The organism is Devosia sp. 919, assembly GCF_013185965.1.
Lineage (GTDB): Bacteria > Pseudomonadota > Alphaproteobacteria > Rhizobiales > Devosiaceae > Devosia.
Map to the genome: position 1 here is coordinate 1,024,077 of NZ_JABAOL010000001.1, position 25,587 is coordinate 1,049,663.

Annotated in this window: 24 protein-coding genes; 12 read left to right on the forward strand and 12 right to left on the reverse strand. The window is 62.9% G+C overall.

Annotated elements, in window-relative coordinates; translation table 11 throughout:
• Positions 1 to 314 precede the first annotated feature (314 nt).
• The 3 genes from HRQ64_RS04935 to HRQ64_RS04945 are packed head-to-tail and all read left to right on the forward strand — an operon-like array spanning position 315 to position 2,057.
• A complete protein-coding gene (locus tag HRQ64_RS04935) occupies positions 315 to 1,235 on the forward strand; it encodes a VOC family protein (RefSeq protein ID WP_172122432.1) in 921 nt (306 codons plus the stop codon).
• A 48-nt stretch (positions 1,236 to 1,283) separates the two neighbouring features.
• Positions 1,284 to 1,829: a DUF924 family protein gene (locus HRQ64_RS04940; RefSeq protein WP_172122433.1), complete on the forward strand. Its 546-nt coding sequence runs from the start codon at positions 1,284 to 1,286 to the stop codon at positions 1,827 to 1,829.
• Between the two features lie 48 nt (positions 1,830 to 1,877).
• A complete protein-coding gene (locus tag HRQ64_RS04945) occupies positions 1,878 to 2,057 on the forward strand; it encodes a hypothetical protein (protein ID WP_172122434.1) in 180 nt (59 codons plus the stop codon).
• On the opposite strand, the gene HRQ64_RS04950 is transcribed toward HRQ64_RS04945, so the two are convergent.
• Entirely contained in the window at positions 2,054 to 2,962 is a 909-nt protein-coding gene (locus HRQ64_RS04950; protein WP_172122435.1) for a sugar kinase, read from the reverse strand. The two genes, HRQ64_RS04945 and HRQ64_RS04950, sit on opposite strands and share 4 nt — an antisense overlap.
• A gap of 158 nt (positions 2,963 to 3,120) precedes the next feature.
• On the opposite strand from HRQ64_RS04950, the gene HRQ64_RS04955 reads away from it, so the two are divergent.
• Positions 3,121 to 4,593 carry a mannitol dehydrogenase family protein gene (locus tag HRQ64_RS04955; protein WP_172122436.1) on the forward strand — a complete coding sequence of 491 codons (1,473 nt, stop codon included), beginning with the start codon at positions 3,121 to 3,123 and terminating at the stop codon, positions 4,591 to 4,593.
• A gap of 9 nt (positions 4,594 to 4,602) precedes the next feature.
• Here the strand turns inward: HRQ64_RS04955 and HRQ64_RS04960 are convergent, their stop codons facing one another.
• Together HRQ64_RS04960 and ppk2 are read right to left on the reverse strand one after the other, a co-directional pair.
• Entirely contained in the window at positions 4,603 to 5,370 is a 768-nt protein-coding gene (locus tag HRQ64_RS04960) for an N-formylglutamate amidohydrolase (protein WP_349236670.1), read from the reverse strand.
• A 93-nt stretch (positions 5,371 to 5,463) separates the two neighbouring features.
• Positions 5,464 to 6,321, reverse strand: a complete 858-nt coding sequence (gene ppk2, locus HRQ64_RS04965) for a polyphosphate kinase 2 (protein WP_348983126.1) — start codon at positions 6,319 to 6,321, stop codon at positions 5,464 to 5,466.
• Between the two features lie 157 nt (positions 6,322 to 6,478).
• Here ppk2 and HRQ64_RS20440 point away from each other — a divergent pair, with 157 nt between their 5' ends.
• A complete protein-coding gene (locus HRQ64_RS20440) occupies positions 6,479 to 7,693 on the forward strand; it encodes an ATP-binding protein (protein ID WP_172122437.1) in 1,215 nt (404 codons plus the stop codon).
• Positions 7,694 to 7,867: 174 nt separating this feature from the next.
• On the opposite strand, the gene HRQ64_RS04975 is transcribed toward HRQ64_RS20440, so the two are convergent.
• On the reverse strand, positions 7,868 to 8,443 hold the full coding sequence (locus tag HRQ64_RS04975; RefSeq protein WP_282567795.1) for a GcrA family cell cycle regulator: 576 nt from the start codon (positions 8,441 to 8,443) through the stop codon (positions 7,868 to 7,870).
• Between the two features lie 372 nt (positions 8,444 to 8,815).
• Between HRQ64_RS04975 and HRQ64_RS04980 the strand changes: the two genes are divergently transcribed.
• The 5 genes from HRQ64_RS04980 (at position 8,816) to HRQ64_RS05000 (ending at position 14,512) form a co-directional block, all read left to right on the forward strand.
• On the forward strand, positions 8,816 to 9,997 hold the full coding sequence (locus HRQ64_RS04980; RefSeq protein WP_172122439.1) for an aspartate aminotransferase family protein: 1,182 nt from the start codon (positions 8,816 to 8,818) through the stop codon (positions 9,995 to 9,997).
• 39 nt (positions 9,998 to 10,036) lie between these two features.
• Positions 10,037 to 10,963 carry an ornithine carbamoyltransferase gene (argF, locus tag HRQ64_RS04985; protein ID WP_172122440.1) on the forward strand — a complete coding sequence of 309 codons (927 nt, stop codon included), beginning with the start codon at positions 10,037 to 10,039 and terminating at the stop codon, positions 10,961 to 10,963.
• A 185-nt stretch (positions 10,964 to 11,148) separates the two neighbouring features.
• A complete protein-coding gene (locus tag HRQ64_RS04990) occupies positions 11,149 to 12,135 on the forward strand; it encodes an Hsp33 family molecular chaperone (protein WP_248305311.1) in 987 nt (328 codons plus the stop codon).
• Positions 12,136 to 12,278: 143 nt separating this feature from the next.
• Positions 12,279 to 14,141 (forward strand): glycosyltransferase, encoded by a 1,863-nt coding sequence (locus HRQ64_RS04995; protein ID WP_172122441.1) that lies wholly within the window; start codon positions 12,279 to 12,281, stop codon positions 14,139 to 14,141.
• A 197-nt stretch (positions 14,142 to 14,338) separates the two neighbouring features.
• Entirely contained in the window at positions 14,339 to 14,512 is a 174-nt protein-coding gene (locus tag HRQ64_RS05000) for a hypothetical protein (RefSeq protein ID WP_164854717.1), read from the forward strand.
• Between the two features lie 116 nt (positions 14,513 to 14,628).
• Here HRQ64_RS05000 and HRQ64_RS05005 read toward each other — a convergent pair whose 3' ends face one another.
• The 4 genes from HRQ64_RS05005 to HRQ64_RS05020 form a co-directional block, all read right to left on the reverse strand.
• The gene (locus tag HRQ64_RS05005) at positions 14,629 to 16,176 is read right to left on the reverse strand and encodes a tripartite tricarboxylate transporter permease (RefSeq protein WP_172122442.1); all 1,548 of its coding nucleotides are present in this window, start codon (positions 16,174 to 16,176) and stop codon (positions 14,629 to 14,631) included.
• A gap of 15 nt (positions 16,177 to 16,191) precedes the next feature.
• Complete coding sequence (locus HRQ64_RS05010) at positions 16,192 to 16,677, reverse strand: tripartite tricarboxylate transporter TctB family protein (protein WP_172122443.1); 486 nt, start codon at positions 16,675 to 16,677, stop codon at positions 16,192 to 16,194.
• Positions 16,674 to 17,618, reverse strand: a complete 945-nt coding sequence (locus tag HRQ64_RS05015; RefSeq protein WP_172122444.1) for a tripartite tricarboxylate transporter substrate-binding protein — start codon at positions 17,616 to 17,618, stop codon at positions 16,674 to 16,676. Before HRQ64_RS05015 ends, HRQ64_RS05010 begins: the two co-directional genes overlap by 4 nt.
• A 155-nt stretch (positions 17,619 to 17,773) precedes the next feature.
• Positions 17,774 to 18,511 carry an SGNH/GDSL hydrolase family protein gene (locus HRQ64_RS05020; RefSeq protein ID WP_172122445.1) on the reverse strand — a complete coding sequence of 246 codons (738 nt, stop codon included), beginning with the start codon at positions 18,509 to 18,511 and terminating at the stop codon, positions 17,774 to 17,776.
• A gap of 108 nt (positions 18,512 to 18,619) precedes the next feature.
• Between HRQ64_RS05020 and HRQ64_RS05025 the strand changes: the two genes are divergently transcribed.
• Entirely contained in the window at positions 18,620 to 18,838 is a 219-nt protein-coding gene (locus HRQ64_RS05025) for a hypothetical protein (RefSeq protein WP_127752029.1), read from the forward strand.
• A gap of 112 nt (positions 18,839 to 18,950) precedes the next feature.
• Positions 18,951 to 20,114 carry a glycosyltransferase family 87 protein gene (locus HRQ64_RS05030; RefSeq protein ID WP_349236732.1) on the forward strand — a complete coding sequence of 388 codons (1,164 nt, stop codon included), beginning with the start codon at positions 18,951 to 18,953 and terminating at the stop codon, positions 20,112 to 20,114.
• Here the strand turns inward: HRQ64_RS05030 and HRQ64_RS05035 are convergent.
• From HRQ64_RS05035 to HRQ64_RS05050, 4 genes are read right to left on the reverse strand one after another with little or no spacing between them, the layout of a single operon-like run.
• Complete coding sequence (locus HRQ64_RS05035; RefSeq protein WP_210258510.1) at positions 20,027 to 21,682, reverse strand: hypothetical protein; 1,656 nt, start codon at positions 21,680 to 21,682, stop codon at positions 20,027 to 20,029. The two genes, HRQ64_RS05030 and HRQ64_RS05035, sit on opposite strands and share 88 nt — an antisense overlap.
• Positions 21,679 to 23,214, reverse strand: coding sequence for a hypothetical protein (locus tag HRQ64_RS05040; RefSeq protein WP_172122447.1), 1,536 nt, complete (start codon positions 23,212 to 23,214; stop codon positions 21,679 to 21,681). The genes HRQ64_RS05035 and HRQ64_RS05040 overlap by 4 nt, the downstream gene beginning before the upstream one ends.
• Positions 23,214 to 24,845: a hypothetical protein gene (locus HRQ64_RS05045; protein WP_172122448.1), complete on the reverse strand. Its 1,632-nt coding sequence runs from the start codon at positions 24,843 to 24,845 to the stop codon at positions 23,214 to 23,216. The genes HRQ64_RS05040 and HRQ64_RS05045 overlap by 1 nt, the downstream gene beginning before the upstream one ends.
• 1 nt (position 24,846) lies before the next feature.
• Positions 24,847 to 25,587 (reverse strand): SDR family oxidoreductase, encoded by a 741-nt coding sequence (locus tag HRQ64_RS05050; RefSeq protein ID WP_172122449.1) that lies wholly within the window; start codon positions 25,585 to 25,587, stop codon positions 24,847 to 24,849.

A 25,587-nucleotide genomic window follows, 5' to 3' on the forward strand; every position in this document is an offset into this window, starting at 1 on the left:
TGCAAGGCTTTTGACGGGCTTGGTTACGTCTCATTGAACGCCTCGATCGCTAATATGGTCGCATCGGCGGCAGGAAGGCCTCAACCGGCCGAAGCTACCTGCACCATTGCTGAGGCCTTGCCGTCCCTCCCCCTTGAGGGGAGGGACCGAGGGAGGGGGTCGTCGTGTCATCACACCGGAGCTTCCCGGAGCTGAGCCCCATTGCACCCGCTCCAGCGAACAATGCCTTCGCCTCGCGCCCGATGGTTGGAACAATGCGGGGGCTCTATATCAAGGGGGACAATCAGCCATCCCCGTCTCCGAAAGGCCCGACCATGATCGACGCCAGCGTTCAAACCGATATTCGCTCCCAGCCCCTCCTGCCGCTGACGACGCGGCTGGGTCCCGTCCATCTTGCGGTCACCGACCGCGCCAAGGCCCTCGCCATCTGGCGCGACGTTGTTGGCCTGCGCCTGCTGTCGGAAACCGGCAATGCGCTGGTGCTGGGGGCAGGGGACCAGCCCCTCATCGTGCTCGAAACCGGCGCCCTGCGGCCAGCCGTGGCGCGCACGATCGGGCTTTATCATGTGGCCATCCACGTCCCCAGCCGCGCCGACCTCGCGCAACTGGCCCTGCGCGCGCTCGCCCATAATGTGCGCATCGCGCCCACCGACCATCTGGTGTCCGAAGCCATTTATCTCTGGGACCTCGACGGCAATGGCATCGAGATCACCTTCGAGACGCCCTGGCGCGGCACGCTCGGCCATCCCGATCAGGGTCATTATGCCGTCACCGCCGATGGCCAGCCCCATTCGGGCCGCGACCCCATCGATCTGCGCGCTCTGCTGGCTGATGAACTCGGCCCCAACCCACTGCCGCAGCAGTCGATGCCGGCCGGCACCCGGATCGGCCATATCCATCTGCATGTCTCCGACCTCAACCTCGCCACCACCTTTTACCGCGACGTCATCGGCTTTGCCGGGTTCCTCTTGATCCATTCCTTTGGCATGGGCGATGTCGGGCTCGACTACATGCCCCATACCCTGGCCTACAACATCTGGTCGGGTCCCGATGCCGTGCTGCCGCCGCCCGGCTCGGCCGGCCTGCGCTGGTTCACCATCATCGTGCCGGATGCGGCGACCCTCGCGGCTGTTGAAGGGCGGCTGCAAAATTCGGGCGCTGCGATCGCCCCGATCGAGGGTGGCATCGAAACGCGTGACCCATTCGGCAACCGCGTGCATATTGTGGTTGGCTGAGCCCTGGTGAACAGGCGTTCAGAACCCGTTCATCAAGGTGGCAGAACCATGAAAAACGCCGATGACGTGCTGCAATTCTGGTTCGTCGACCATGGCCCGGACGACTGGTTTGGCGGCAAGCCCGAGTTCGATGCTGCCCTCAGCGAGAGCTTTGCCGACACCCACGCCCGGGTCGGCAAGGCAGAAGCCTGGACCTGGCGGCACAGCCCCGCCGGGCGCCTCGCCGAGATCATCGTGCTCGACCAGTTCTCGCGCCAGCTTCATCGCGGCACTGGCCAGGCTTTCGCCTGGGATTCCATGGCCTTAGCTCTGGCGCAAGAAGCCCTGGCGCTAGATGCCGACCATGCCGTGGAAGCCATCCGGCGGCCGTTTCTCTACCTGCCCTTCATGCATTCGGAGTCCATCATCATCCAGCATGAAGGGGTTCGCCTCTATCAGGCACTGGGCGATCCCGAGCAGCTGCAGTTCATGCTCGATCACCTGCACGCCATTGAGCGCTTCGGCCGCTTTCCCTTCCGCAACAAGGCCTTAGGCCGCACCAGCACCCCCGAGGAAGAGCACTACATGGCCGAAGCGGGTGATCGCAGGTTTTAGCGCAACCATGCTCTCCCTCGCTCCGTTGAGCGCAAAAGGAGATCGATAATGGAAGTTCAATCCGGCCCATCCATCTGGCTGATCCTGCTCACCATCGGCGTCATCGCCCTCGCGCTCGCCGTGGTGTTCGGCATCATGCGCAACCGCAATCGCAGCTCGGGCGAAAAGGCAGTCACGGAAGCTGCAACCCGCGCGACCTACCAGGCCGAAGACCGCGACCGCACCTAGCTGAGCAGCGCCGGGTCGACCAGCGCCCCCTTCTGCCCGATCACAATGCCAGCGACCCGGTGCGCCGCCTCTGCCGCCTCCTGCAGGCCCTTGCCGGCCAGCCGGGCGCTGAGATAAGCGCCGTTGAACGAATCCCCTGCGCCCGTCGCATCAACCACGCTCCCGGCCGGCGGTGGCGCGACCTTCACCCGCTCGCTGGCCGTCGCCACCAGGGCGGGGTTGCCACCATCCTTGACCACCACTTCTCCCACACCAAGCTCGAGATAGCGCTCTGCCGTTTCCTCGACGCTGGCATCACCGAACACCGGCGCTTCGTCGCCATGAGTGGGCAGGACGATGTCGCAAAGGCTTGCGGCCGCCGTCAGCATGGACGCCATCACGCGCTGGCTGGTCCACAGCGCCGGGCGCAGATTGGTGTCGAACACGACAGTCGCCCCCGCCTCACGTGCCGCCACTACAGCCCCCAGCAGGCGGCCCCGCGCCCGCGGCTGCAGGATGGCCAGCGTGATACCGGAGAAATACACCATGCTGGCGCCCTCGAGCGCGGCGTGGAGAGCACCCTTGTCCTCGGCCAATAGTCGCGCTGCCGATTGGTCGCGCCAATAGGTGAAGTGCCGGTCCCCGCCTTCCTGATGGATTAGATACAGCCCCGGGCGCCGGTTCTTGATCGTGCCGATATGCTGGGTGCCGATGCGGTGCTGCTCAAGGAACGCCCGGATATCGGCGGAATAGCGGTCTTCGCCGAGCGCCGTGAAGTAGTCCACCGACCACTCAGGCTCAAGGAGCGCACGCATATACCAGGCGGTGTTGAGCGTATCGCCGGCATAGCCGAGCCGGTATTGCCGGTCCTCGCCCCCGCTCATCTCGATCATGCATTCTCCGATGCTCACGAAGCGCTTGCTCAAGGCTGAACCCTCCTGTTGTGGCTTCGCTTATGGGCGAAAAGCCTGGCGCCCCGCAAGGGCGGCTGCGACAGCTTCACCGCTGGAAAGCGCTCAACTCCATCTTCCATACAAGCGCGAAGCTGCTTATGGTGCGCCCGCTTACAGGAGTTTACTTGCCGATGCCGCGTCTGAACGCTTCCTTGCTCGCCAATCCGCCACAAGGCGTCCGTGTGCCCGATTACGATCGAGGTGCGGTGACACCCGGGATTGTCCATCTCGGCATCGGCGCGTTCCACCGGGCCCACATGGCGGTCTATGTCGACGATCTGCTAGCTCAGGACCCGAGTTGGGGCATTGTGGGCGCGAGCCTGCGCCGCCCCGACACCAAGGATGCACTCGGGCCGCAGGATGGGCTTTATACGGTTGCCGTGCGCGACGTGGCGGGCACCAGCACACGCATCATCGGCTCGATCCTCAGCGTAATGGATGCCAACACCCAGCGCGAGGAATTGCTGACGCTCCTGGCCTCTCCTGCCATCCGCATCGTTTCGCTGACAGTGACCGAGAAAGGCTATTGCCACGACCCGGCCACCGGCGAGCTCGACGAAAATCATCCCGACATCACTTACGATCTGGCCCATCCCAGCGAACCCCGCTCGGCTCCCGGCATCATCGTGAAAGCCCTGGCCCGTCGCCGCTCGTCGCAGCTGCCCCCGTTCACGGTGATGAGCTGCGACAATCTCCCATCCAATGGCCACACCACCGCCCGCATCATCACCCGCTTTGCGGCGCTGCGCGACGCCGAACTGGCGCGCTGGATCGAGGACAATGTGCGCTTCCCCAGCACCATGGTCGACCGCATCGTGCCCGCGACGACTGACGCCGATCGCGCCATGATCGAGGCGGCGACCGGCGTTGCCGATGCCTGGCCGATCATGACCGAACCCTTCACCCAATGGGTGATCGAGGACAGCTTCTCGGCTGGCCGGCCCCAGTTTGAGCGGGCGAGTGCTACCATTGCCGAGGACGTCGAGCCCTTCGAGCGCATGAAGCTGCGCATGCTCAACGGCTCCCACTCTACCTTGGCTTATCTGGGCTTTCTGGCGGGCCACCAATATGTCGCAAACGCCGTCGGCGATCCGGCTTTCGCCGCGCTGATCCGTGGTTTGATGACCGAGGAAGTCATGCCTACGCTCCACATGCCGGGCGTGGATCTGGGCGCCTATCGCGACCAGTTGCTCGAGCGGTTCAGCAACCCGGCCTTGCAGCACCGGACCTGGCAGATTGCCATGGATGGCAGCCAGAAACTGCCCCAGCGCCTGCTTGGCACTATCCGCGACCGCTTGGCGGCCGACCAGCCATTCACCCGGCTCGCGCTCGGGGTTGCGGCTTGGATGCGCTATGTCACAGGTGTGGATGAAAGCGGCGAAAGCATCGATGTGCGCGATCCGCTCGCCATGCGAATGATGGCGATCGCGGCTGATGCCGGTGATGATCCCGAAGCGCTGTTCGATGGTCTGGTCGCTCTCAGCGAGGTGTTCGGCACCGACCTGCCGGACAATGCCGCGTTCCGTGCGGCAGTGCTCGCTCATCTCGACAGCCTCTACGAAATCGGCGCTGCCCAGACAGTCGCCGAGGTGGTACGAGGCTGAGCCGCTAGCCTAGCCGCGCACCGCACCTTTGCGCCGCTGGCGCGCTGCCACCAAGCAGCGGGCCAGCCGCTCTGACCAGAACTGCACGCCAGCCACTTCGAGGATCTCGTCGTGGCGGATTTCGATCATCGTGGACTCAAGCCCCCGGCCGTCGCCATGCTGTTCCAGCGTCAGGGTCACACCGCTCTGGGCGGCATAAGGCAGGTTCCAGCCGACATTGAGTTCGGGATCCTCGGCCTTGAGCGCGTCATAGAGCGCCCGGGTGAAGCGCTGGTCACTGCCATGGATCAACCCGATGGGCCAAGGTCGCGCTACCCCGTGGTAAACGGGGGTAAAGGAATGCACGCAAACCAGAACCGCTTCCCGTCCGGCATGGCGTCGCGCTTCCAGCAAGGTGTGGATGGAGGCGTGATAGGGCTGGTGGAAGTGGCTGATCCGGAATTGCCGCTCGGCTTCATCCAAATTCCCATTGGCCAGGATCGGCGTTGCTTCCGACAAGGTCCAGATCAAATCGGGTGCATCGAGCGCGCGATTGCAGTCGATCACCAGCCGCGACACCGTTGATTGCACGAGGGGCGCGTCGAGCGCGTCGGACAAGGCCCGGCTGACGGCAAGTGCCCCCGGATCCCAGGCGATATGGCTCAGCCGTTGGACCTGCGACAAACCAAGATCGCCATAGCGTTCGGGAATGCGGTTGGAAGCGTGGTCGCACACGATCACGAAGGGCGATGTGCCCCGCGCATTGGTGACCACCACGGCCTTATCGGACGATACCACTACTTTGCCCCCGAACAGGTCCGCTCGCGAGCCGCACTAACCCCAGCCTCGGGCAAGCTGTCAACGCAGCGACCGCCGAATTCCTCTGAACCATCAGTGCTGGTCCACCAGGGCCATGAAGGACTTGGTGTCCATCACGAGCAGGGGATCGATCGGCCCGATCGCATCGACATCCTTGCCGGCGTAGTCAAGCCGATGCAGCACCGTGCGGATGAGGTTGAGCCGTCCCCGGCGCTTGTCATTGGAGCGCACCACCATCCAGGGGGCGTGGGGCACATCGGTATGCTCGAACATGGCGTCTCGCGCCCCGCTATAGGCTTCCCAGCGTCCCAAAGCTTCGATGTCGATCGGCGAAAGCTTCCAGACCTTGAGCGGGTCGTGACGGCGGTCGTGAAAGCGCTTGAGCTGCATTTCCCGGCCGATCGAGAGCCAGAACTTGAACAGATGGATGCCGTCATCGGTGATGCGGCGCTCAAATTCGGGGGCTTCCTGGAGGAAGTGCTCCACTTGCTTGGGCGTGGCATAGCCCATTACCCGTTCGACCCCCGCCCGGTTGTACCAGGAGCGGTCGAACAGCACGGTTTCGCCACCCGCTGGCATCCATTCCACATAACGCTGGAAGTACCACTGCGTCCTTTCCCGATCATTGGGCTTGGGCAGTGCCGCAATCAGATTGTGTCGGGGGTTGAGATTGGAAAGATAAGTCTTGATCGTGCCGCCTTTGCCCGCCGCGTCGCGTCCCTCGAACACCAGCATGACGCGCTCGGCCGTCGTCAGCAGATGAGCCTGCAGCAGCACCAATTGCTTTTGGAGTTCATACATCTCCGCCTCGTAGATCTCGAGGTCGAGCTTGTCGGCATAGGGGTATCCACCCGAGCGCATCGCGTTCTTCTTGATCGCTTCTGGCAGTTTGGGATTGTCGATATCGAAGTCGTCGAATGGATCGCTCAATCTTGTCGCTCCGCTGTCACGTGGACCGTGTTATAGAGATTATTTAGCACGCAAGAGCCGCCAAACTTGGGCGGTCGGTACTCCAAAGCCAATGGACGACGCCAACATTCCTCAAACTGTTCTTTCAGCTGGCACAGTGGCCGCGCCGAAATTACCTGTGCCCGCTATTCTGCTGGTGGTTGTGGCGGGCGTGCTGCTGGCCCTGGTAACCTGGTGCGGGTTGACCTGGTGGGGCGCCTGTTTAGGTTTTGCCGTGCTGGCGGCAACCATTCTTTGTCTCCCCATCGCGGCGCGACCGACGGATTTGATAACAGCCCCAAGCGTTGCATTGGCTGCGCAAGCCGCGGAAGACGACGCTGCTGTAGCCGCCTTTGCCGATGCGCTGGTCGACCCCTGCCTGGTTCTCGATGCACGCGCGACCTTGGTTCACGCCAATGGCGCTGCGCAGCGCCGCTTTCCAGCGATTTCCGTGGGCAAGCGATTGACCCTGGCCCTGCGTAACCCCGAACTGGTGCAAGCGGTTGAAGCGGCGCAACGGACCGGCCGTGCTCAAACCATCGAGATTCACGAGACGTTGCCCTCCGAGACCTGGGACAAAGTGGTGATTGCGCCCCTGCTGCGCGCCGGCGAGCACTCCCAGCAACTGATCATGACGGTGCAGAGCCTGACTGAACTTAAGCGCGTCGATGCCATGCGCAGCGACTTCATCGCCAATGCCAGCCATGAATTGCGCACGCCCTTGGCATCGCTGCTGGGCTTCATCGACACCCTGCTTGGCCCGGCAGCCAATGATCCGGCTGCGCGCGAGCGGTTCCTTGGCATCATGCGCGGCCAGGCCGATCGCATGAGCAAGCTTGTCGATGACCTCCTTTCGCTTTCACGCATTGAGATGCACCAGCATATCAGGCCAACAGGGACCATCGAACTCGCCGGCTTGTTGCGCGAGGTCCGCGACGGGCTGCAAACCCAGGCCGAAGCGGCCGGGCTCGACATCGTCCTCAGCCTGCCCGAAGGACCCGCCCGAACCATTGGCGATCGCGGTCAGCTCTACGAGGTGTTCGAGAACCTCATCGATAATGCGCTGAAATACGGCTCGGGCGGTAAAACGGTGGAGGTCGTCCTGCTGCCCGCCAACAAGCTTGGCTTTGCCCATATGGTCAGCGTTGTGGATCATGGGCCCGGCGTGCCGCCCGAGCATGTGCCGCGCCTGACCGAGCGCTTTTATCGCATCGATGCCGAAACCAGCCGCAAGCGGAAGGGCACCGGGCTTGGCCTAGCGATCGTCAAGCACATCGTCAGCCGCCATCGCGGACAACTCAGCATCCGCAGCGAATTGGGCCAAGGCATGCGGGTAGACGTGCTGCTGCCCTGACACCTGGCGTGATGTGAGGTCTGTCCGCCTGAAATCGGGGCAGGGACTAGGTTCTGGCAAAGAGGGATTGAGGCGTTGGCCTCTGGAAAACTGCGGTTACCAGGCAGCCTCAACCGCGCGCCCAGGCCTTATCACCGGGCGCGGGCGCCGTTGCGCCCGCCGTCGCGACGCTGTTCAGCGGCGCTTCTTGTCGATCTGGTGGTAGGCCCGGCGCGAATGGAACTCGCAATAGGGGCCGCTTTCCTGGGCGTGGCCGCCGCAGAAGTAGAAATCCTTGGCCAGTGGGTCGCCGATTGGCCACTTGCAGGTCTGCTCGCTCAACTGCAGCAGGCTGAGGCGCTTGTCTTCGGGGATGAAGATTTCAGCCGCCGCGGGCGCCACATAAAGCTGGCTTTCCATTTCCGGGCTCACCGCCAGTGCGGTAGCGCCGATGGACTGGGGCCGGCTCGCCATCTGGCGCGGCTTGGAGGAAGCTGCCGCGGCCGTCATCGGGCTCGACGATCCAGTGGAAGGGGAAGACATCCGGCGCGGTGCCGGGCGGGGGGCTGGCCGTGAGCGGGCCGCCGTGTTGGTGGGCTTGGCGCGGGCCGACAGCTTGAGCCGGTGCACCTTACCGATCACCGCATTGCGGGTGACCCCTTCACCCAGTTCGCCAGCGATCTGGCTGGCGCTCAAACCTTCCATCCAAAGCTTCTTCAAGAGCTCCACGCGGTCGTCTGTCCAGCCTTGTGGCTGTGTCTCCGAAACCATTGTCAAAGCAGAATCCTTCATTGTCCCGCCAGAAGCTCCGGCAGTCGTGGTCGTCTACACTTCGTATGTCTAGCGGGTCCGCCACACGAGATATCGTGCTCCCGATAGGTCAGAGAGTACGCTATCGGCGGAATCGGGATCAAGAGTCCCCAGCCACTTTCCCCGGAAAATGAATGGTTAAGAAGGGGTAAAGAAAGCTTGAGTCAAATCAGGCACTTGCCGGCGGCCACATTGACTTTGGTGCGCGAAACGGCTCAATTGGCCGCGCGACGCGCTGCAGATTATGGCGCGTTTTTGATTTTTTCGGGGACGTAGTTGCAGAATTGCTGCGCTCCCGCCCATTGCTCGCCGACCAAGAAGGATTGCACCACCATGTCTGCGCTCTACGGCACCTATGCCCGCTCCGGTCTCGCCTTTGAGCGAGGCGAAGGCATGCGCCTGTATGACCAGAACGGCGTGGCCTATCTTGATTTCCATTCCGGCATCGCGGTCAATGCGCTGGGCCATGGCGATCCCCATCTGGTGGAAACGCTCAAGTCAGCGGCCGAGAAGGTGTGGCACACCTCCAATGTGTTCACTATTCCCGAGCAGGAGCGGCTGGGTCAACGGCTGGTTGAGGCCACATTCGCGGACTCTGTGTTCTTCACCAATTCGGGCGCCGAGGCCCTCGAATGCGCGATCAAGACCGCGCGGCATTACTTCTGGGCCAAGGGCGAAACCGATCGCTATGAGATCATCGCCTTTACCGGCTCTTTCCACGGCCGGACCCTGGGCACCATCGCCGCTGGCGGCAATCCCAACTATCTCGAAGGCTTCGGCCCGCCGGTCCCTGGCTTCAAGCACACCGCTCCCGGTGATCTGGCTGCGGTGGAGGCGCTGATCACGCCGCAGACCTGCGCCATTCTCATCGAGACGGTTCAAGGCGAAGGCGGCGTTTCTGCCATGACCCCTGAATTCATGCAGGGCTTGCGCCGGCTGTGCGATGAGCACGGCATGCTGCTCGTGCTCGACGAAGTGCAGTGCGGCTATGGCCGCACTGGCCGGTTCTTTGCCTTTGAGTGGAGCAACATTACGCCCGACATCGTCGCCGTAGCCAAGGCAATTGGCGGCGGCTTTCCGCTCGGCGCTTGTCTTGCCAAGGGTGATGTCGCGGCTTCCATGGTGCCTGGCACCCATGGCTCCACCTATGGTGGCAATCCCCTCGCCACGGCGGTGGGCAATGCCGTGCTCGACCGTATCCTTGAGCCCGGCTTCATCGAGCATGTCGACCAGATGGGCCAGCGCCTCGCCTGGCATCTGCAGCAACTGGCACAACGCTTTCCCGACCAGGTCCTGGAACTCCGCGGCAAGGGCCTCCTCGCTGGCATCAAGATCACCCCCCCGGTGCGCGACTTCGTCGAGCGCCTCCGGAGCGATCACCAGTTGCTAGCCATCGGCGCCGGCGAGAATGTGCTGCGCCTCCTGCCCCCTCTGATCGTGACCGAGGCTGATATCGAAGAAGCGGTGGGCAAGATCGCTGCCGCCCTCGAGGCCATCCAGACAGAAACGAACTAATCGCTGCATCGCAGCCAAGAACAACCGGACCCAGCTAACATGACCGGCGACACTAGACACTTTCTCAATATCGACGACTTCACCTATGGCGAGCTGCGGGGCATGCTCAACGCCGCTGTTTCCCTTAAGGACCGACTCAAGCAGGGCGATCGCCCCCAGCTCCTCAAGGACAAGGTGCTGGCCATGATCTTCGAGCGCCAATCTACCCGCACCCGCGTGTCCTTTGATGTCGGCATGCGCCAACTCGGGGGTGAAACCCTGATGCTCTCGGGCCAGGAAATGCAGCTGTCGCGCGAAGAAACGCTGCAGGACACTGCGCGGGTGATGAGCCGCTATGTCGATGCCATCATGATCCGCATCCTGTCCCATGCCGACCTCGTGGAACTGGCCGAAGGCTCGAGCGTACCCGTGATCAACGGTCTGACGCGCCGCGCTCACCCCTGTCAGATCATGGCTGACCTCATGACCTTTGAAGAGCATCGCGGTCCCATCAAGGGCGCCAAGATCGCCTGGGTGGGCGACAGCAACAATGTGCTCCATTCATGGGTCAACGCCGCCGAACTGTTTGAATGCGAGCTGACCATCGCGGTGCCCGACGAGTATTGGCCCGAAAAAGACTTGATGGAAGACATCAAGAAGGCCGGTTCCTGGGTCAATCTCATCGAGGATCCCCGCGAGGCCGTAGCAGGCGCCGATCTGGTGATCACCGATACCTGGGTTTCCATGGGCGATACCGATGCTGCCGAGCGCCGCCGGGTCTTGAAACCTTACCGCGTGGACACCAATTTGATGGCGCAGGCAGACAAGAACGCCTTGTTCATGCACTGCCTGCCTGCCCACCGCGGCGACGAAGTGACCGACGACGTGATCGACGGTCCGCAGTCAGTTGTGTGGGACGAGGCTGAAAATCGCCTCCACGCGCAAAAAGCCATTCTGTGCTGGGCCTTCGGGGTCGAAACGAACTGAAATCGTGCTGCCGGCCGGGCCGGATTATGCGCAAAGCACTGTTCCGGTTCTCCATTGAGAACTGAGTTGCCGACCCGGAGGGTTGGTGGCGGTGACAACAGTGACCGGTTCGGGTTGACTGTCCTGGGTTTCCAGCCATGCGAAAGTTTAAGCCAATGACGGACACTGCTGCCACTGAGAACCTGATGTCATCCCTGGGGCTGGACCGGCCCGAAACCGGGGACGACGCCGTGGTGCCATTTACGCTCGACAAGCTCGACACCCGTGGTCGATCCGTGCGCCTGGGGGATGCTCTCGACACTATCTTGTCGCGCCACGCCTATCCGGCCCCGGTCGCCCGCCTCCTGGGTGAAGCGGTGGTGCTGGCAGCACTGATTGGCTCCTCGCTGAAGTTCGAGGGTCGCTTCATCATGCAGACCCAAACCGATGGCCCGGTGAACCTGATCGTTGTCGATTTCGATGCGCCTGACGGCCTGCGTGGCTATGCGCGCTTTGACCGCGAAGCGCTCACCAAGGCTGCCGAAGAAGGCAAGCTCCAGCCCGGCCAGTTGCTGGGTCATGGCCATCTTGCCATGACCATCGACCAGGGCCCGCATACCGAGCGCTATCAGGGCATTGTTGCACTCGACGGGAACTCGCTCGAGGAAGTGGCGCATACCTACTTCATGCAGTCCGAGCAGATCCCCACCATGGTGCGCCTAGCGGTTGCCGAGTTCACCCGCAAGGGCGATCACCGCCCTCATTGGCGTGCCGGCGGCATGCTGATCCAGCATCTGCCCGAAACCGGCATGTCGGTGATGGCTGACCTGCCGGGCGATGGCAATTGGGACAATCCAGAGACTGCCGATCCTGACTTCGAGGAGCCGGACGGCTGGAACGAAGCCAAGACGTTGCTGACGACCCTTGAAGACGTGGAGCTGGCTGATCCTGATCTTTCGCCCGAGCGGCTGCTGTTCCGACTTTACCATGAAACCGGAGTGCGGGTGTTCTCCCCGCTGCCCATGGTCGAGCGCTGCACCTGTTCTGCCGATCGCATCGAGGACATGCTGGCCAATAGTTTCTCCTCCGAGGAGCGTCAGGAGATGGCAGTAGACGGTGAGATCGAAGTGGTTTGTGAGTTCTGCTCGACCGCCTATCGCTTCAATCCGCACCAGTTTGACGCCAAGCACTAAGTATCCTTGAAGTATTTGGCTATTGCCGTTGCCCCTCAAGGGGTGGCGGCATTTTGCTGCGTAAACCTTTTTACGCAGATGCAGCTTGCGTTGCTTTGCTCCTGTGCCAGTATAAACCCCTAGGGGCTGGGGCGGCGACCGAGATGTCCGATGCTGTGGAACTGATCGGGCAGGTGCTCGGCAATGCCTGTTTAGATGCGAGCATGGCCCGGGCCATTCTCGAAACGGCGCTGGAGCGAGAGGTTGATCCGCTGCATTATTGCGCCACGGTGCTGGGCGTCAGCGACGCCGCGCTTATGGAGCGTGCCGCCGCGTGGATAGGGCTGGCCTTTTACCCCAAGGTGCCAAGCCATCTTGAAGGTCAGTTGCAACCGTTGCGCCTGGAGGCTCTCCGGGACGTCCGGCTGGTACGCCTCAAGGTGCTGGACCGAGATGTAGCGTTCTGCGCCCCCGATTTCCTGGGGCTTTTACGCCTCAAAGCCGCGCTGCGGCAGCATCCCGAACTGGCCCGTTATTTATGTCTCGTCCCTGAGCGTAGCTTGCGCAGCTACCTCGTGCGTGGTGCGGGCAGGGCGCTGATCGACAGCGCGCGGCAGAACCTGAGCCGGCGCTGGCCGCGTGCGGCAGCCCAGCTGGAGCTGACCGCCGGTGCGCGCTCTGCCTTCGTGCTGGGTGTCGTGATGCTGGTGGCCTTAGTGCTGATGGCGCCCTATGTCAGTCAGCTCTACTTGTTGCCGTTCGCCATCCTGATGCTGGTGGTTCCCGCCCTGGTGCGGATCGCTGCCCTTGCAGTAACGCCCCACGAGGCACCCCAATCAAGCGAACGAGGCAATGACGCCGATCTGCCGGTTTATTCCGTGCTGATCCCGCTCCGCGATGAAGCCGCGATGGTGCCGCAACTTGCCGAGGCAATGGCTGCGCTCAACTATCCACCCGACAAGCTCGATATCATCTTCGTCGTGGAGGCCAGTTCGACCACAACTGTGGAGGCAGTGCAGGCCCAACTGCACCACCCCCAGTTTTCCCTCGTTGCCGTGCCTGACGCGGCGCCGCGGACCAAGCCAAAGGCGCTCGATTTCGCCCTTCCCCTGTGCCGGGGGGAGTTTGTGGTGATCTTTGACGCCGAGGATACGCCTCATCCCGACCAGCTCTGGCGCGTCGCCCACCGCTTCCGCGATGCACCGCAGCTGCAATGCGTGCAAGCGCGGCTGGTGATCGACAATGGCACCGAGAACTGGCTGACGGCACTGTTTGCCGGCGAGTATGCGGGACTATTTACCGTTGTGTTGCCGGCGCTCTCGCGCTGGGGTCTGCCGATGCCACTGGGTGGCACCTCCAACCACTTTCGAGTTGATACCCTCCGAAGCATGGGCGGCTGGGACGCGTTCAATGTCACGGAGGATGCCGATCTCGGCATGCGGCTGGCGCGACTGCATCACGCGGTGGAAACCATCGATATCGGCACCGTTGAAGAAGCTCCCACACAGTTGGGCACCTGGATGGCTCAGCGCTCGCGTTGGATGAAAGGCTGGATGCAGACCTTCATCGTCCACAATCGCGATCCGAGACTCTTGCTGCGCCATGCCGGCCTTGGCCGAACGCTCGCCTTCGAGCTCATGATCCTGAGCATGATCATCGCGCCCCTCCTGCATGTGGGCCTGCTCGCAACCCTCCTCGCGCGTTGGCTGCTGGGGGTTTCGCCTTGGGCGAGCGGCTGGGATTTTTGGTCCCTGCTTTATCTGGGGATCTTCGCGCTCGGTTATGGCAGTGCGGTCGCGACCACTTGGGCGGGCTTGCGTCGCCTCGAGCGCGACGACCTGCTGCTGGTCCAACTCTTGTTGCCGTTCTATTGGCTCTTGTCGGCCGCAGCGACCTTGCGCGCTCTGCACGAACTCACCAATAGGCCATTCCATTGGAGCAAGACCAGGCACCGGCCGGTGTCCCGTAACCGATTGCGTCTCCCCGCACCGGCACGAACCGGTTGGCAGTTGTTCGCGGGTCGGTAATGGAGCAATGCGCCTGGCGCATGTCTCGGCTTGAAGGGGTGCCAAATACGGCGGTTTAGCTGGGAGAGAGCTGGCAGGGCTGATCCCCGCGCATGGCTGGAATGCCCCTTTGGCTCTGGTACATCGGGTCCCTCGGGACCATCTTGAGGTCATGAAAGCGGCCCGGCGATGTGTCGGGCTTGAACGAGGACCCGATCATGAGCACCCTGCGCAGCAAGAATTTGTTTGCGACCCTTGGCACCATCGCCGACGTCTTTGGCAGCGCTGCTGCCGCAGCGGCGGCAGTCGAGGCAGGACGTCAGCCCAAGGCCCGGCACCTTCGTACGCTCGGCATCGATGAGGCCGCTTTCCGTTCTGTCGGCAAGTTCTAACCCGCAAGGGTCAGGGGCGCGCCTCCCTCCCGCGACCCGATGAATTGCCTGAGAACGTTGAAAAGCCCGGACGACCTTTGGTTGTCCGGGCTTTTTTGTTTGGCACTCTGTGCCGGTTAGTCCTCGTCGCTCGCTAGCTGGCTCAGCATCTGCCCGCGCCCGCGCCAGCGCAGATAAAAGGGCAGGGCGACTGCCAACAAGGCCACGACATAAAGCGTTATCGCGATGGGGGAGTGGAACAGCACCAGGGGATCCCCTTGGCTGATTGCCAATGCGCGCCGCAATTGCTGTTCCGCCATCGGCCCCAAGATGAGCCCGACCACCACGGGTGCGATCGGATAGCCAAAACGCCGCAGCAGATAGCCGAGGATCCCGAACGCCAATAACAGCAGCAACTCGAATGAATAGCTGATTGGCCCTAGCCGCCCGGATATGCCGCCATTGGCGCCGAGCGTTCCGAGCGTCGCAAATACCAAAATTCCACCATAGAGCCAGGGCTTGGGAATGGTCAGCAGCCGCACCCACACGCCGATCAGCGGCAGGTTCAGCACGATCAACATGAAATTGGCGACGAGGAGGCTCGCGATCAGCGCCCACACCAGCGACGCGTTGCTGGTGAACAGGAGCGGCCCTGGCTGCAGCCCGAACTGCTGAAAACCGGCCAGCATGATCGCGGCCGTCGCGGTGGTCGGCAAGCCGAGCGTCAACAGGGGAACGAGCGTGCCCGCCGCCGAGGCGTTGTTCGCAGCTTCCGGCCCGGCGACGCCTTCGATCGCGCCTTGGCCGAACTCTTCAGGCCGCTTGGCAAAGCTCTTTTCCGCGCTATAGGACAAAAAGCTTGCGACATCCGCCCCGCCTGCCGGCATGGCGCCTATGGGAAAGCCGATTGCGGTGCCGCGCAGCCACGGGATCCAACTGCGCTTCCAGTCCTCCTTGGTCATCCAGACTGAACCTTTGACCGCGAGCACTTCTTCGTTCACCTGCGAGCGATCCGATGCGATCTTGAGGGTTTCGCCGATGGCGAACAAAGCCACGGCCAGCGTGGTCACCTCAATGCCGTCCAGGAGGTCGGGGATGCCGAAGGCGAGACGCGATTGCCCGGTCTGCAGGTCAATGCCGATCACCCCGAGGCCCAGCCCGATAAACAGCGCCGTCAGCCCCCGCAGCGCGCTGTCGCCAAAGGCCGCTGAGACAGTGATGAAGGCCAGCACCATCAGCGCGAAATACTCCGCTGGGCCGAAAGCCAGCGCAAATTTCACCACCCAGGGGGCGACAAAGGCCAGCGCCAATGTCGCGATCAGCCCCGCCACGAACGAGCCGATGGCGGCCGTTGCGAGCGCGGGCCCGCCGCGGCCCTTGCGCGCCATCTTGTTGCCCTCGAGCGCGGTGACGATCGAGGCACTTTCGCCAGGGGTGTTGAGGAGGATCGACGTGGTCGAGCCGCCATACATGCCGCCATAATAAATGCCGGCAAACATGATCAGCGATCCCGCAGGATCGAGCTTGTAGGTCACCGGCAGCAGCAGTGCGACGGTCAGCGCGGGGCCAATACCTGGCAACACGCCCACAGCGGTGCCCAAGGTCACGCCTATCAGCGCATAAAGCAGGTTCTGCCACTGCAATGCAGCCAGCAGGCCCTCACCCAAAAGACCAAAAGTATCCATTACATCAGCTCTCGATCAGGGGATAAGGCGTTCCAGCGGACCCGCAGGCAGCGACAACTGCAAGCCTTTGGCAAAGATGAACCAGACGATAAAGGCAAAGACGATGCCGATCGGGATGGTCTTCCAGAGTGGGCCGCGCCCGAATGCCTGGGCGGTGAAGGCAAACAGCACGCCGGTGGCGATGGAGAAACCCACAGTGGTCAGCAACAGCAGCTGCGCCACAAGGCCGCCAACGATCCAAAGGATCGGCACGTAATTATCGCGGTCGCGCGCAGGAAACTTGCCCCGCATGGCCTCAACCAGTGTCCCGGCCGAAAGCAGCAGTAGTCCACCGGCAATTACATAAGGGAACACGGTCGGTCCGACCTTGGCCTGAATGGGCGGGACGCGCATCTGGCTGGTCTGCCAGATGATCACCCCCGCAATCGCCGCAAGGACCGCCGCTATGACAAGCGCCGCCCCATCGGGGCGGCGCGAGAGATTGGGTTCGCCAGAGGTCATTGCACCAGGCCGATGTCTTTCAGGATGGCCTCGGTCGCTGCCGTATCGGCGGCAAGCTGGGCTGCGAACTCGTCACCGGCGAGATAGGTGTCGACCCAGCCCTTGGTTTCAAGCGTGGTCTTCCAGCTCTGCGAGTTCACCATCTTTTCGATGTCGGCGGTGATGGAAGCCTTCTGCTCGTCGGTGATACCGGGAGCGGCGGCAACCATGCGCCAGTTCTGCAGCGCCATGTCGATACCGGCTTCGCGCAGGGTTGGCGCATCGACGCCGGGGATGCGTTCGTCGCTCGATACAGCCAGCAGCCGCAATTCGCCAGCCGCGATCTGCGAAGCAAATTCGCTGTAGCCCGAAATGCCGACGGTGACCTGTCCGCCGAGGAGGGCTGCGAGAGCCTCGCCACCGCCGGAATAAGCGATATAGTTGACAGCAGTGGGATCCACGCCCACGGTCTTGGCGATCAGCCCTGCCGTGATGTGATCGGCACCGCCCGCCGAGCCGCCGGCCCAAGACACCGAGCCCGGATCGGCCTTGAGCTTGGCAACCAGGTCATCCATGGTTTGCAAGTCCGATGCTGCCGGCACCACCACCACGACGGCCTCGCCGGTAAGGCGGGCAATGGGCGTCACCTGTTCCAAGGTCACAGGAGATGCATTGGTGAGAATGGCGCCGACCATCACATAGCCGCCCACGATCAGGGCGTTGGGATTGCCGGTCGACTGGTTGACAAACTGCGCCAGCCCGATCGTGCCACCGGCGCCGGGAACATTGGTGACCTGCACATTGCCCGAAATCCCGTCGGACTGCAGCGCTTCCTGCATGGCGCGCGCGGTCTGGTCCCAGCCACCGCCTGGGGCCGCGGGCGCCATGATGGTGTAATCGGCAGCAAAAGCTGGCACCGCAAGTGCGCCGGTGATCAGCGCAGCAAAAACCAGTTTGTTCATAAGTCCTCCAAAACAGAAAATCGGAACGTCCTTGCCTCATGCCTGCATGATGCCGCGTTCCGGTGCCGGACAGTTGCCGGCGTGCCTCCAATAGCGCATTTTCGGGCCTCGCGCGCAATTGCCATTCTGAGCGAGAAGGCCGCTTCCAACCCGCGCTAGCGTGCGTCTCCATAAAATGCCGACGGTCCGGCAAAATCGTGGTTGCGCACGATCTGTGCCGTGGTCAACGCAATCTTGCCGGCGCCCGCCGCCGAGGGCTCGATGGCATTGGCATAATCGCCGCGAGCATCGAAGAGCACACGCAGGTCGATCACGGGCCAGCGGCGTCGAACCGCTTCGCGCGTGATGACGTCGTTGAGGAGGCCCAGCGCCAGATTGGACATGCGACGCTGCACGGGGTCATCAAACTGAACATCGTAGATGGTACACAGCGCGATCGGCAGCTTCAGGCCGGCCGCGGTGTCGAGCATTGCTCGATAGCCCTTCGCAAAGCCATCCCGCACCGGCTCGATCTTGCTCAAGGCCTGTGCAACCGATGTGGCCCGCTCCAGCAGCACGCCCGTATGGCGCAGCGCATCATTGCCGCCCGCGCTGACCACCAGATGCGTGGCACCACGGGGAACGCGGGCAAGTTGCTCAATGGTGCCCGCGATCAGTGCGCCATCGCGGGCCAGAAGACTGACTTGCGCGCTCGAGCCCACTTCCTGTTGCAACTGCTCCAGCACGGAGCCCGCGGGTTCCACATAAGCGCCGTTGTCAAGGATTGAGTCGCCGAGCAAGACCAGGTGCATGGTGGTTTTTATGCCGCGTGAGGTTGATCTATCCTCACCGACGCCATAGAGCGCCTTCCGTTCCCCGCGGTAAATGCGTATCAAGAGCATGTTCGCGACCAAGGACAACTCGGCTCAACGCTCCGCTGATCGCGGGGAATTGATTCCGGTTATAGCCGGGAGCCAATGTGGCTCTGGCGAGTTGAGTCTGCGCCAAAATGGAGGTTACTTGTGAACAGGAACGTAATAATCGGCATCATCGTCGTAGTCGTGGTGGTTATCATCGCGCTCTTCCTGATGAATAATTCCGGCACCAATACCGGAACGACGACCACTCCGGCCGAAACCACGGCACCTGCCGCACCGGCAACGACCACTACCCCTGCAGCACCCACGACCACGACCCCAGCTGCACCAGCAACTACCCCTGCCGCTCCCGCCACGCCATAATGGCACGCGGCTGACTCAAGCAAGGACCGCTTCGGGCTTGTGCCCTGAAGCGGTTCGTTCGCGTCGGTATATCTATTCGGGTTAGGATTATGCAGGTGTTCCGTTGATCCCGGTGCAGGCGCGCACGTCCACCGCGTTTCCCTACCGTCTGCTGGCCTTGGCAGCGGCACTATGTTTGGTCGCGTTTTCCTTGTGGGCGATCTCGGGCGAACTTCGCCGCGTGCTTCCGCCCCACGGGCTCTGGGATTTCGGGGCCTTTGTTGCGTCCGGACGCGCGGCAGCCCAGGGCCTCAATCCCTATGGCGTTTATCCGCCGCTGACCCCTCATGTGGTTTTTCCGGGCTTTGAAGCCTGGAACCCGAACTTGAATCCCCCCATTTCCGCGCTGCTGTTCCAGCTGTTCGATCTGGCCCCGCCCGAGCACTCGCTCTGGGTCTGGTCCTGGATCTCAGTTGCGCTTTATGCCGCCGCCGTGTTGCTGCTGGCGCAACGCTATGCGCCGGACTGGCGCGCTATCGTCCTCGTCGCCTGGGCCTTCGGGCTCGCTGGATTTTGGGACACGCTTTACCTTGGGCAGATCTATGTGCCGCTGGTCCTGGCTGCGGTTGGCGCCTGGCTGCTGCTGGATCGTGACCAACCCATCTGGGCCGGTGTGTTGATCGGGCTCGTAATTGCCATGAAGCCCAACTTCCTCGTTTGGCCGGTGCTGCTGTTCCTGTCGGGGCAGCGCCTGCCCAGCCTGGTATCGGTCTTTACCGCCGCTGTTATCAGCGCCATTCCTCTCGCCATCTATGGGCCTGAAATTTACCGCCAATGGCTAGAGTTGGTGGTTTCTGATGGGGAACGGGCGTTTTTCCTCACCAATGCTTCGATCTCCGGGCTTACCGCCCGTGCCGGCGTGCCCTTCCTGGGAACAGCGCTCAGCGCCGCACTGCTGCTCGCGCTCGCAGCCTGGGCGTGGTTCCGTCGGCCCGGCATCATGCAGGTCAGCGCCCTAGGGCTCCTCGCCGCAGTTCTGGCCTCGCCTTTGGGTTGGATCCACTACACCCTGTTCTTGCTGCCCGTGATCGTTGCACATCGCCAGCATTGGGCGATGTGGATCGTGGCCGCGCTCCTGGTCGTCCCGGTTCCCAAGATCCTTGGCTATTTCGGCGCCGAGCCATGGCTGCAATTCACGCTGGGCTCGGCCTATGGCTGGGCACTGGTGCTTTGCTTGATAGTGCTGCTGTTTTCGGATGGCAGCACAGAAACCAAGTCTGCTCCGCGCCGCACATAAACGCGCCAGTGGCGGGTCTCGCTCGCCAGTTCGAAGTTCTGCGCGATATAGTCGGCATAGATCTCGCGCATGCCGTCCGCGGTCCAGTGCTCGATCGGCGTCTTTGGATCCATGATGATCTCGACGTCCGCCATGATCTCCGCCGCCGGTGGAAAATGGTCATGGTCAAGCGTTCGGCCCCAGTGGAACCAGGGGCTGTCGCCTTGGCTCACCGGTAGATCCAGTCCCGCTGCAAACGGGCTGACGAAGTCAAACGCCAGGACATTCTGCAGCGGCCGGTCGAGGCTCTCCAACGCCAAGGCCCCATCCAGCAGAGTTTCATGGTAACGCACGAAGTTGCGGTAGGCGCCATCCGACCAGAGGCGAACCAGCCGGACGCCGCCAAATTGGGGCAGGGGGGAAGGCTCGCCGGCACGACTGCTCGCCATGGCGGCATGGACGCCAAGCGAAAAGACATTTTGCACCGCCACTGGAAGCAGCAGCGTCGCCAGCAGCAGCGGTACGCCGGCGCCGCTCAGTGCGACGGGGTAGCGCTGGGAATTGGGCTCGCGCATCAGCAGTTCGGCAATCACCGCCGCACCGGCCCCGAGCGTCAGAATGCCGACGATCTGGAAGTTTTGCTCGATGATCAAAATGCCCGTCGAGGCGCAAAAGCCAACAAACAGCAGGTCGCGAAAACGGCGGCGCGCCAACAGCAGCAGGGCGGCGAACAGCGCAAACACCACCAGATCTGCCAGGTTGACCATCATGGTTTCGGCCAGCCGCTGTAGCTCAGGCAATCCACCACTGACCTCCTGGGCGAGCTGCAGATCAGCGACATGATTGAGAGTGCCGCCCCAGAGCAGCGCGATCGCGCCGATAGAGATGGCGCAAAGCCCCAGGGCGAGCGCCATGCGTCCTCGTTGTTGCCGATCGAGCAACATGAACACCAAAAAGGCGAAGCCCACGAGCCCGTAGCTCGCCTTGGTGTAAAGCATCAGCAACACCAGCAGTGCGGCACAAGCGGCATCCACCAGCGCCTGCTGCCGGCTATCATTGAATGGTCGCAGATACATCACCAGCAACAATCCGAGCGCCGACCAGCCGATCCGGTTGTAGAACATGGCAAAGGACAGGTCCGAGACTGCTTCACCCGGATTGACCGGGACGGCAGCTACGGCGAGCAGGAAGACGGCGGCGGCCATGCCGGTGATGGGGTGCATGCGGCTGGCGATCAGCGGTGCGCCGATGCAGGCCAATATCAGCACGACCAGCGCCATGCCCACCGGCATGGCTGCCCCCAAACTGCCGCTCAGCGCCAGTCCTGCCGCCGGCAGATAAAAGGCCAGCGGCCCAAGAGAGGTGTGGAAGTCCACATTGGGCACTTGCCCCAAGACAATCCGATGCGCGCCATCAAGGAAAATGTAGAGGTCGTTGACGTATTTATTCGTCGCCGTTTGCCCCGGCACGGCGAGCATGGCCGCAAACAACACGCCCAGGGCGAGCACTGCCCAGCCCAGCCGGCGCGCCGTTGTCATGGTGCCGGGCCACCGCGAAAGTGCTTGGGTGCTGGGGGACGCAAGCGTCATGCGGGTGCTCCTGGCTGGGGCGGGCGGACATAAACTCGCCAAAGCTCGGTTTGCCCGGCCAGGACGAAATTTTGGGCGATATAAGCACCGTAGAGCCCCTCAAGTTGCCCCACATTAATGCCGACTGTAGGCACCATCACCACCATCACATCGGCGAAGAGTTGTTCAGGCGGCACAAAGACCGCCGCGTTGATATTGCGCCCCCAATGCATCCAGGAAAGATCGCCCTTAGGCGGCGCCAGGTTGAGCCCGGCCGAGAACGGATTGGCGAAATCCAGCACCAGCACGCGTTCGGGCACAACGCCTGCTTGCGCCAGCGCATCTGCTCCTGCGCCAAAGGTGCCGATATATTTTTCGGTGAAGCCCTGATCGCCGCGCGACCACAAGCGACCGAACCGCACCTGTTCCAGACCGGGCAGGCCCAGCGGTTGTCCCCACCCGGAAACGGCCATGGTGAAGTGAGACATCAAGGCGACTGTGTGGCTGCCAAGCCCCGGCAGCACCATGAACAGGAAAAGCAGCGGTGCGCCTGGGCTCAGTGCCAGCCTGCGGCCCCGCTGCTCGAGGCCGCGCAACAGGGTTTCGGCGGCCACCGCCGCGCCGGCGAACAAGGTGATGATGCCCCAGTTATGCGCATTCTGCATCAGGATCAGCAGCCCGGCGACCGAGCAGAAGATGTAAAACAGCAGGTCGCGCCAGCTGCGCGTCTGAGTGAGGGCTAACCCGGCTAAAATCCCAAACACCAGCAGGTCGGACAAATTGCGCAGCAGCGCATAAACATAGCCCATGGGATCGCGCTGGCCGCTCACCCGGGCGGTTTCCAGCAGGTCCTGGAGGTAAAGCCAGCTGCCCCGCCAGAACAGCTCCACCACCGCCATGGCCACTGCAATCAGCAGCAGTGCTAGCGCCGCCCAGCGCCATTGCTGGCGGTCAAGCAGCATGAAAATCACGAAGGCGAGAGCTACGGGGGCATAGGTGATCTTGAGATAGATCAGCAGCACGACAAGGATCGCGGCCGTGGCGGCATCGAGCCAGATGCCGAGACGGGTTTGCGGTCGCGGCCGCAGATACATCACCGCCAGCAGCGCCAGGGCAACCCAGCCGATGCGGTTGTAATACATCGCAAAGGTGATCGAGGAGAGCGAGTCCCCCAGATTGATTGGCGCCGCCAGCACGAGGACAAGGAAGGCGCCAAGCGCTAGGGCCAGCACCGGACGCAAGCGGCCAACCAGCACATGCACCAGCAGCGGCACAAACAGCACGATCAGCAGCGCCATCCCTACGGGGAGGGCGCCGCCCATTTGCCCCGAAACCCACAGCCCTGCCGCCGGGATATAATAGGCCAGCAGCCCAAGCGCAGTGTGAAAATCGCGATTGGGCACTTGCCCCCAGGCGACCCGATGTGCCCCATCAAGAAACAGAAGCAGGTCGTTCACATAGGCCGATGTGACCGTGCGGGCGGGCAGCGCCAGCAACAGCGCGCAAACCAGCGACAAGCCGGCAAGCACAGCCGCAGTGGCCCGGGCGCTCATCACGGCGCGAGCGGGGCAGGGTCGGCGGAAGCTGCTGGCATGCCGGTATCCGCCGGGTTGCGGCGGAACAGGCGCCAGTTCGGCGTTTGCGCCACCTGGGAATAGTTTTCAGTCACATAGGGCAGGTAGAGCTGGCCGACAGGTCCGCTCCCGCCCGCGCTGATCCGCTCCATCACCACGGCCGCATCGGCAAAGAGGTCTTGCGGGGCCGGATGGAAGGTTTCGTTCAGCGTTGCATTCCAGCGCAGATCGAGCTTGTCGCCCGCCGGCGGTGGCAAGTTCAGCGCCAGCGAGAAGGGGTTGGGTGTGTTGAGGACCTGAACGGTTTGCGTTGGCTCCGGAAGGTTCTCCAGCGCGGCCAGCCCATCGGTGATGGTGCCGAGATACCAGGTGCTGCCATTGAAATCGCCATTGGTCCAGAGATTGGCCAGCCGCACGCCTTCGAGGCGCGGAATGGCCAGGGCCTGCCCGCCATTGACCAAGGCCGTGCCGGCATGCAGCAGCAGGGCGGTCGAGCAATGCACGATGGTGGGCAGCAGCAAGGCCGCAAAGTAGAGCGTGACCCCGGGCGGGTTCACCACGGCCCCGGCCGGGCGACCAGCGCGCGCGGCCATGTTGCGCAACAGATATTCGGCCGCCACCGCTGCCCCCGCATGGAGGGTGAGGATGCCCCAGCGCTGCTCGCTCTGGTTGATGAGCCAGTAGCCGGCGACGGCGCAGAACAAAAAGAACAACAGGTCGCGCCAGTTGAACCGCCGCCAGAACAACAGGGCCACCAGCAGCCCAAACAGCAGATAATCGGCGAAATTGCCGAGCAGCAGATCAATGATGCTACCCTGCGTTCCGCGCCACCAGCCCCCGGTCTGCAACGCCATCAGCACGTCGCCGGCATAGCTGGCCGAGCCGTGCCACACCAACTCGATTCCGCCAGCAACCAACAGCGTACCGAGCAGCGCCCCACCCGCCCAGCGCCAACGGCCGGTGATCAGCATCAGCAGCAGGAACGCACCACCGACCATTCCATAGGTGGCGCGGGTATAAACCATCACCAAGACGAGGATCGTGGCGCAGGCAATATCGAGCGCCACGCCACGACCAACGGCTTTCTTGGGCTCGACATACATCACCAGCAGCAGCGCCAGGCACACCCAGCCGATGCGGTTATGAAAGAACAGGAACGACAGCGCCGTAACGCCTTCGCCCAAATGCATGGGCACGGCCAGGACCAGGAACAGAAAAGCGGCAAAGGGCAGGGCCAGCGCCAGATGCAGCCGCGAGCTCAGTACATGCGCCGCGATCGCAGCGACCACCACCAGCAGCAACCCCATGCCGATTGGCAGGGCAGCGCCATAGCTTCCGCTCAGGCCAAGCCCAAAAGCGGGCAGGTAATAAACGAGCGGCCCCAAAGCGGAATGGAAATCCCGGTTCGGCACCTGGCCCCAGGCAATGCGATGAGCGCCGTCGAGGATCGAAAACAGGTCCTCCAGCCCCCTCGTCGCGATCGTTTCCCCCGGCAAGGCGAGAACAAGCGCCAGCACAACGCCCAGCCCGAAAATCAGCAGCGCCGGCGCACGCCAGCGGCTGCGCTCTTGTTCGAGCACACCCCGCGAATGGCTTGCCGCCGACACCATGCTAGAGCCGGAGCTTCTTGAATACCGGCTCGGGAATGGCGGTGATGATCATCATCACGTAGCGCCACATCCAGCGCACATAGATCACGTCGCGGGGCCGGGCGCCGTCGGCCGCAGCCAGGATGGCGTCGCCCACCTCTTTGGGCTCGGCGGTCAGCGCCGGCGGCAGCTTCATCCCCGCCGTCATCCGTGTGCGCACGAAGCCCGGCTTGACCGTCACGACGCGCACCCCGGTTTGCGACAGCCGGTTGCGCAGGCCCGAAAGAAAGGCGCTGAACCCGGCCTTAGCCGCCCCATAAACATAGTTGGAGCCACGACCGCGGTCGCCCGCTACCGAGCTCACGCCCACAATCGTGCCCGAGCCGCGCGCCTCGAACTTTTGCGCCAGCAGACCCAACAGCAGTGCGGGGCCCTCGAAATTGGTCCGCAACACTACGGCGGCATGATCAAGATCGCTCTGGGCGCGCTCCTGCTCACCCATTTCGCCGACCACGCACACCACGGTGTCGGGCAGGGCCGGCAGGCCGGTGATGAAGCTCTCAAAGCTAGAACTGTCGGTCACATCCAGCATATGGAGCGAAACCGCGCCGCCGCTTCGTGCCGCGAGGTCGGCGCGGTTGCGCTCGGCGCTGGCCACATTGCGGGCGGTCAGCAGCACGGTCCAGCCCTGCGCGGCATAGGCGCCCGCCGTAGCATGGCCGATATCGGAAGTTGCGCCGATCAAAAGAAGCGTCTTGGACAT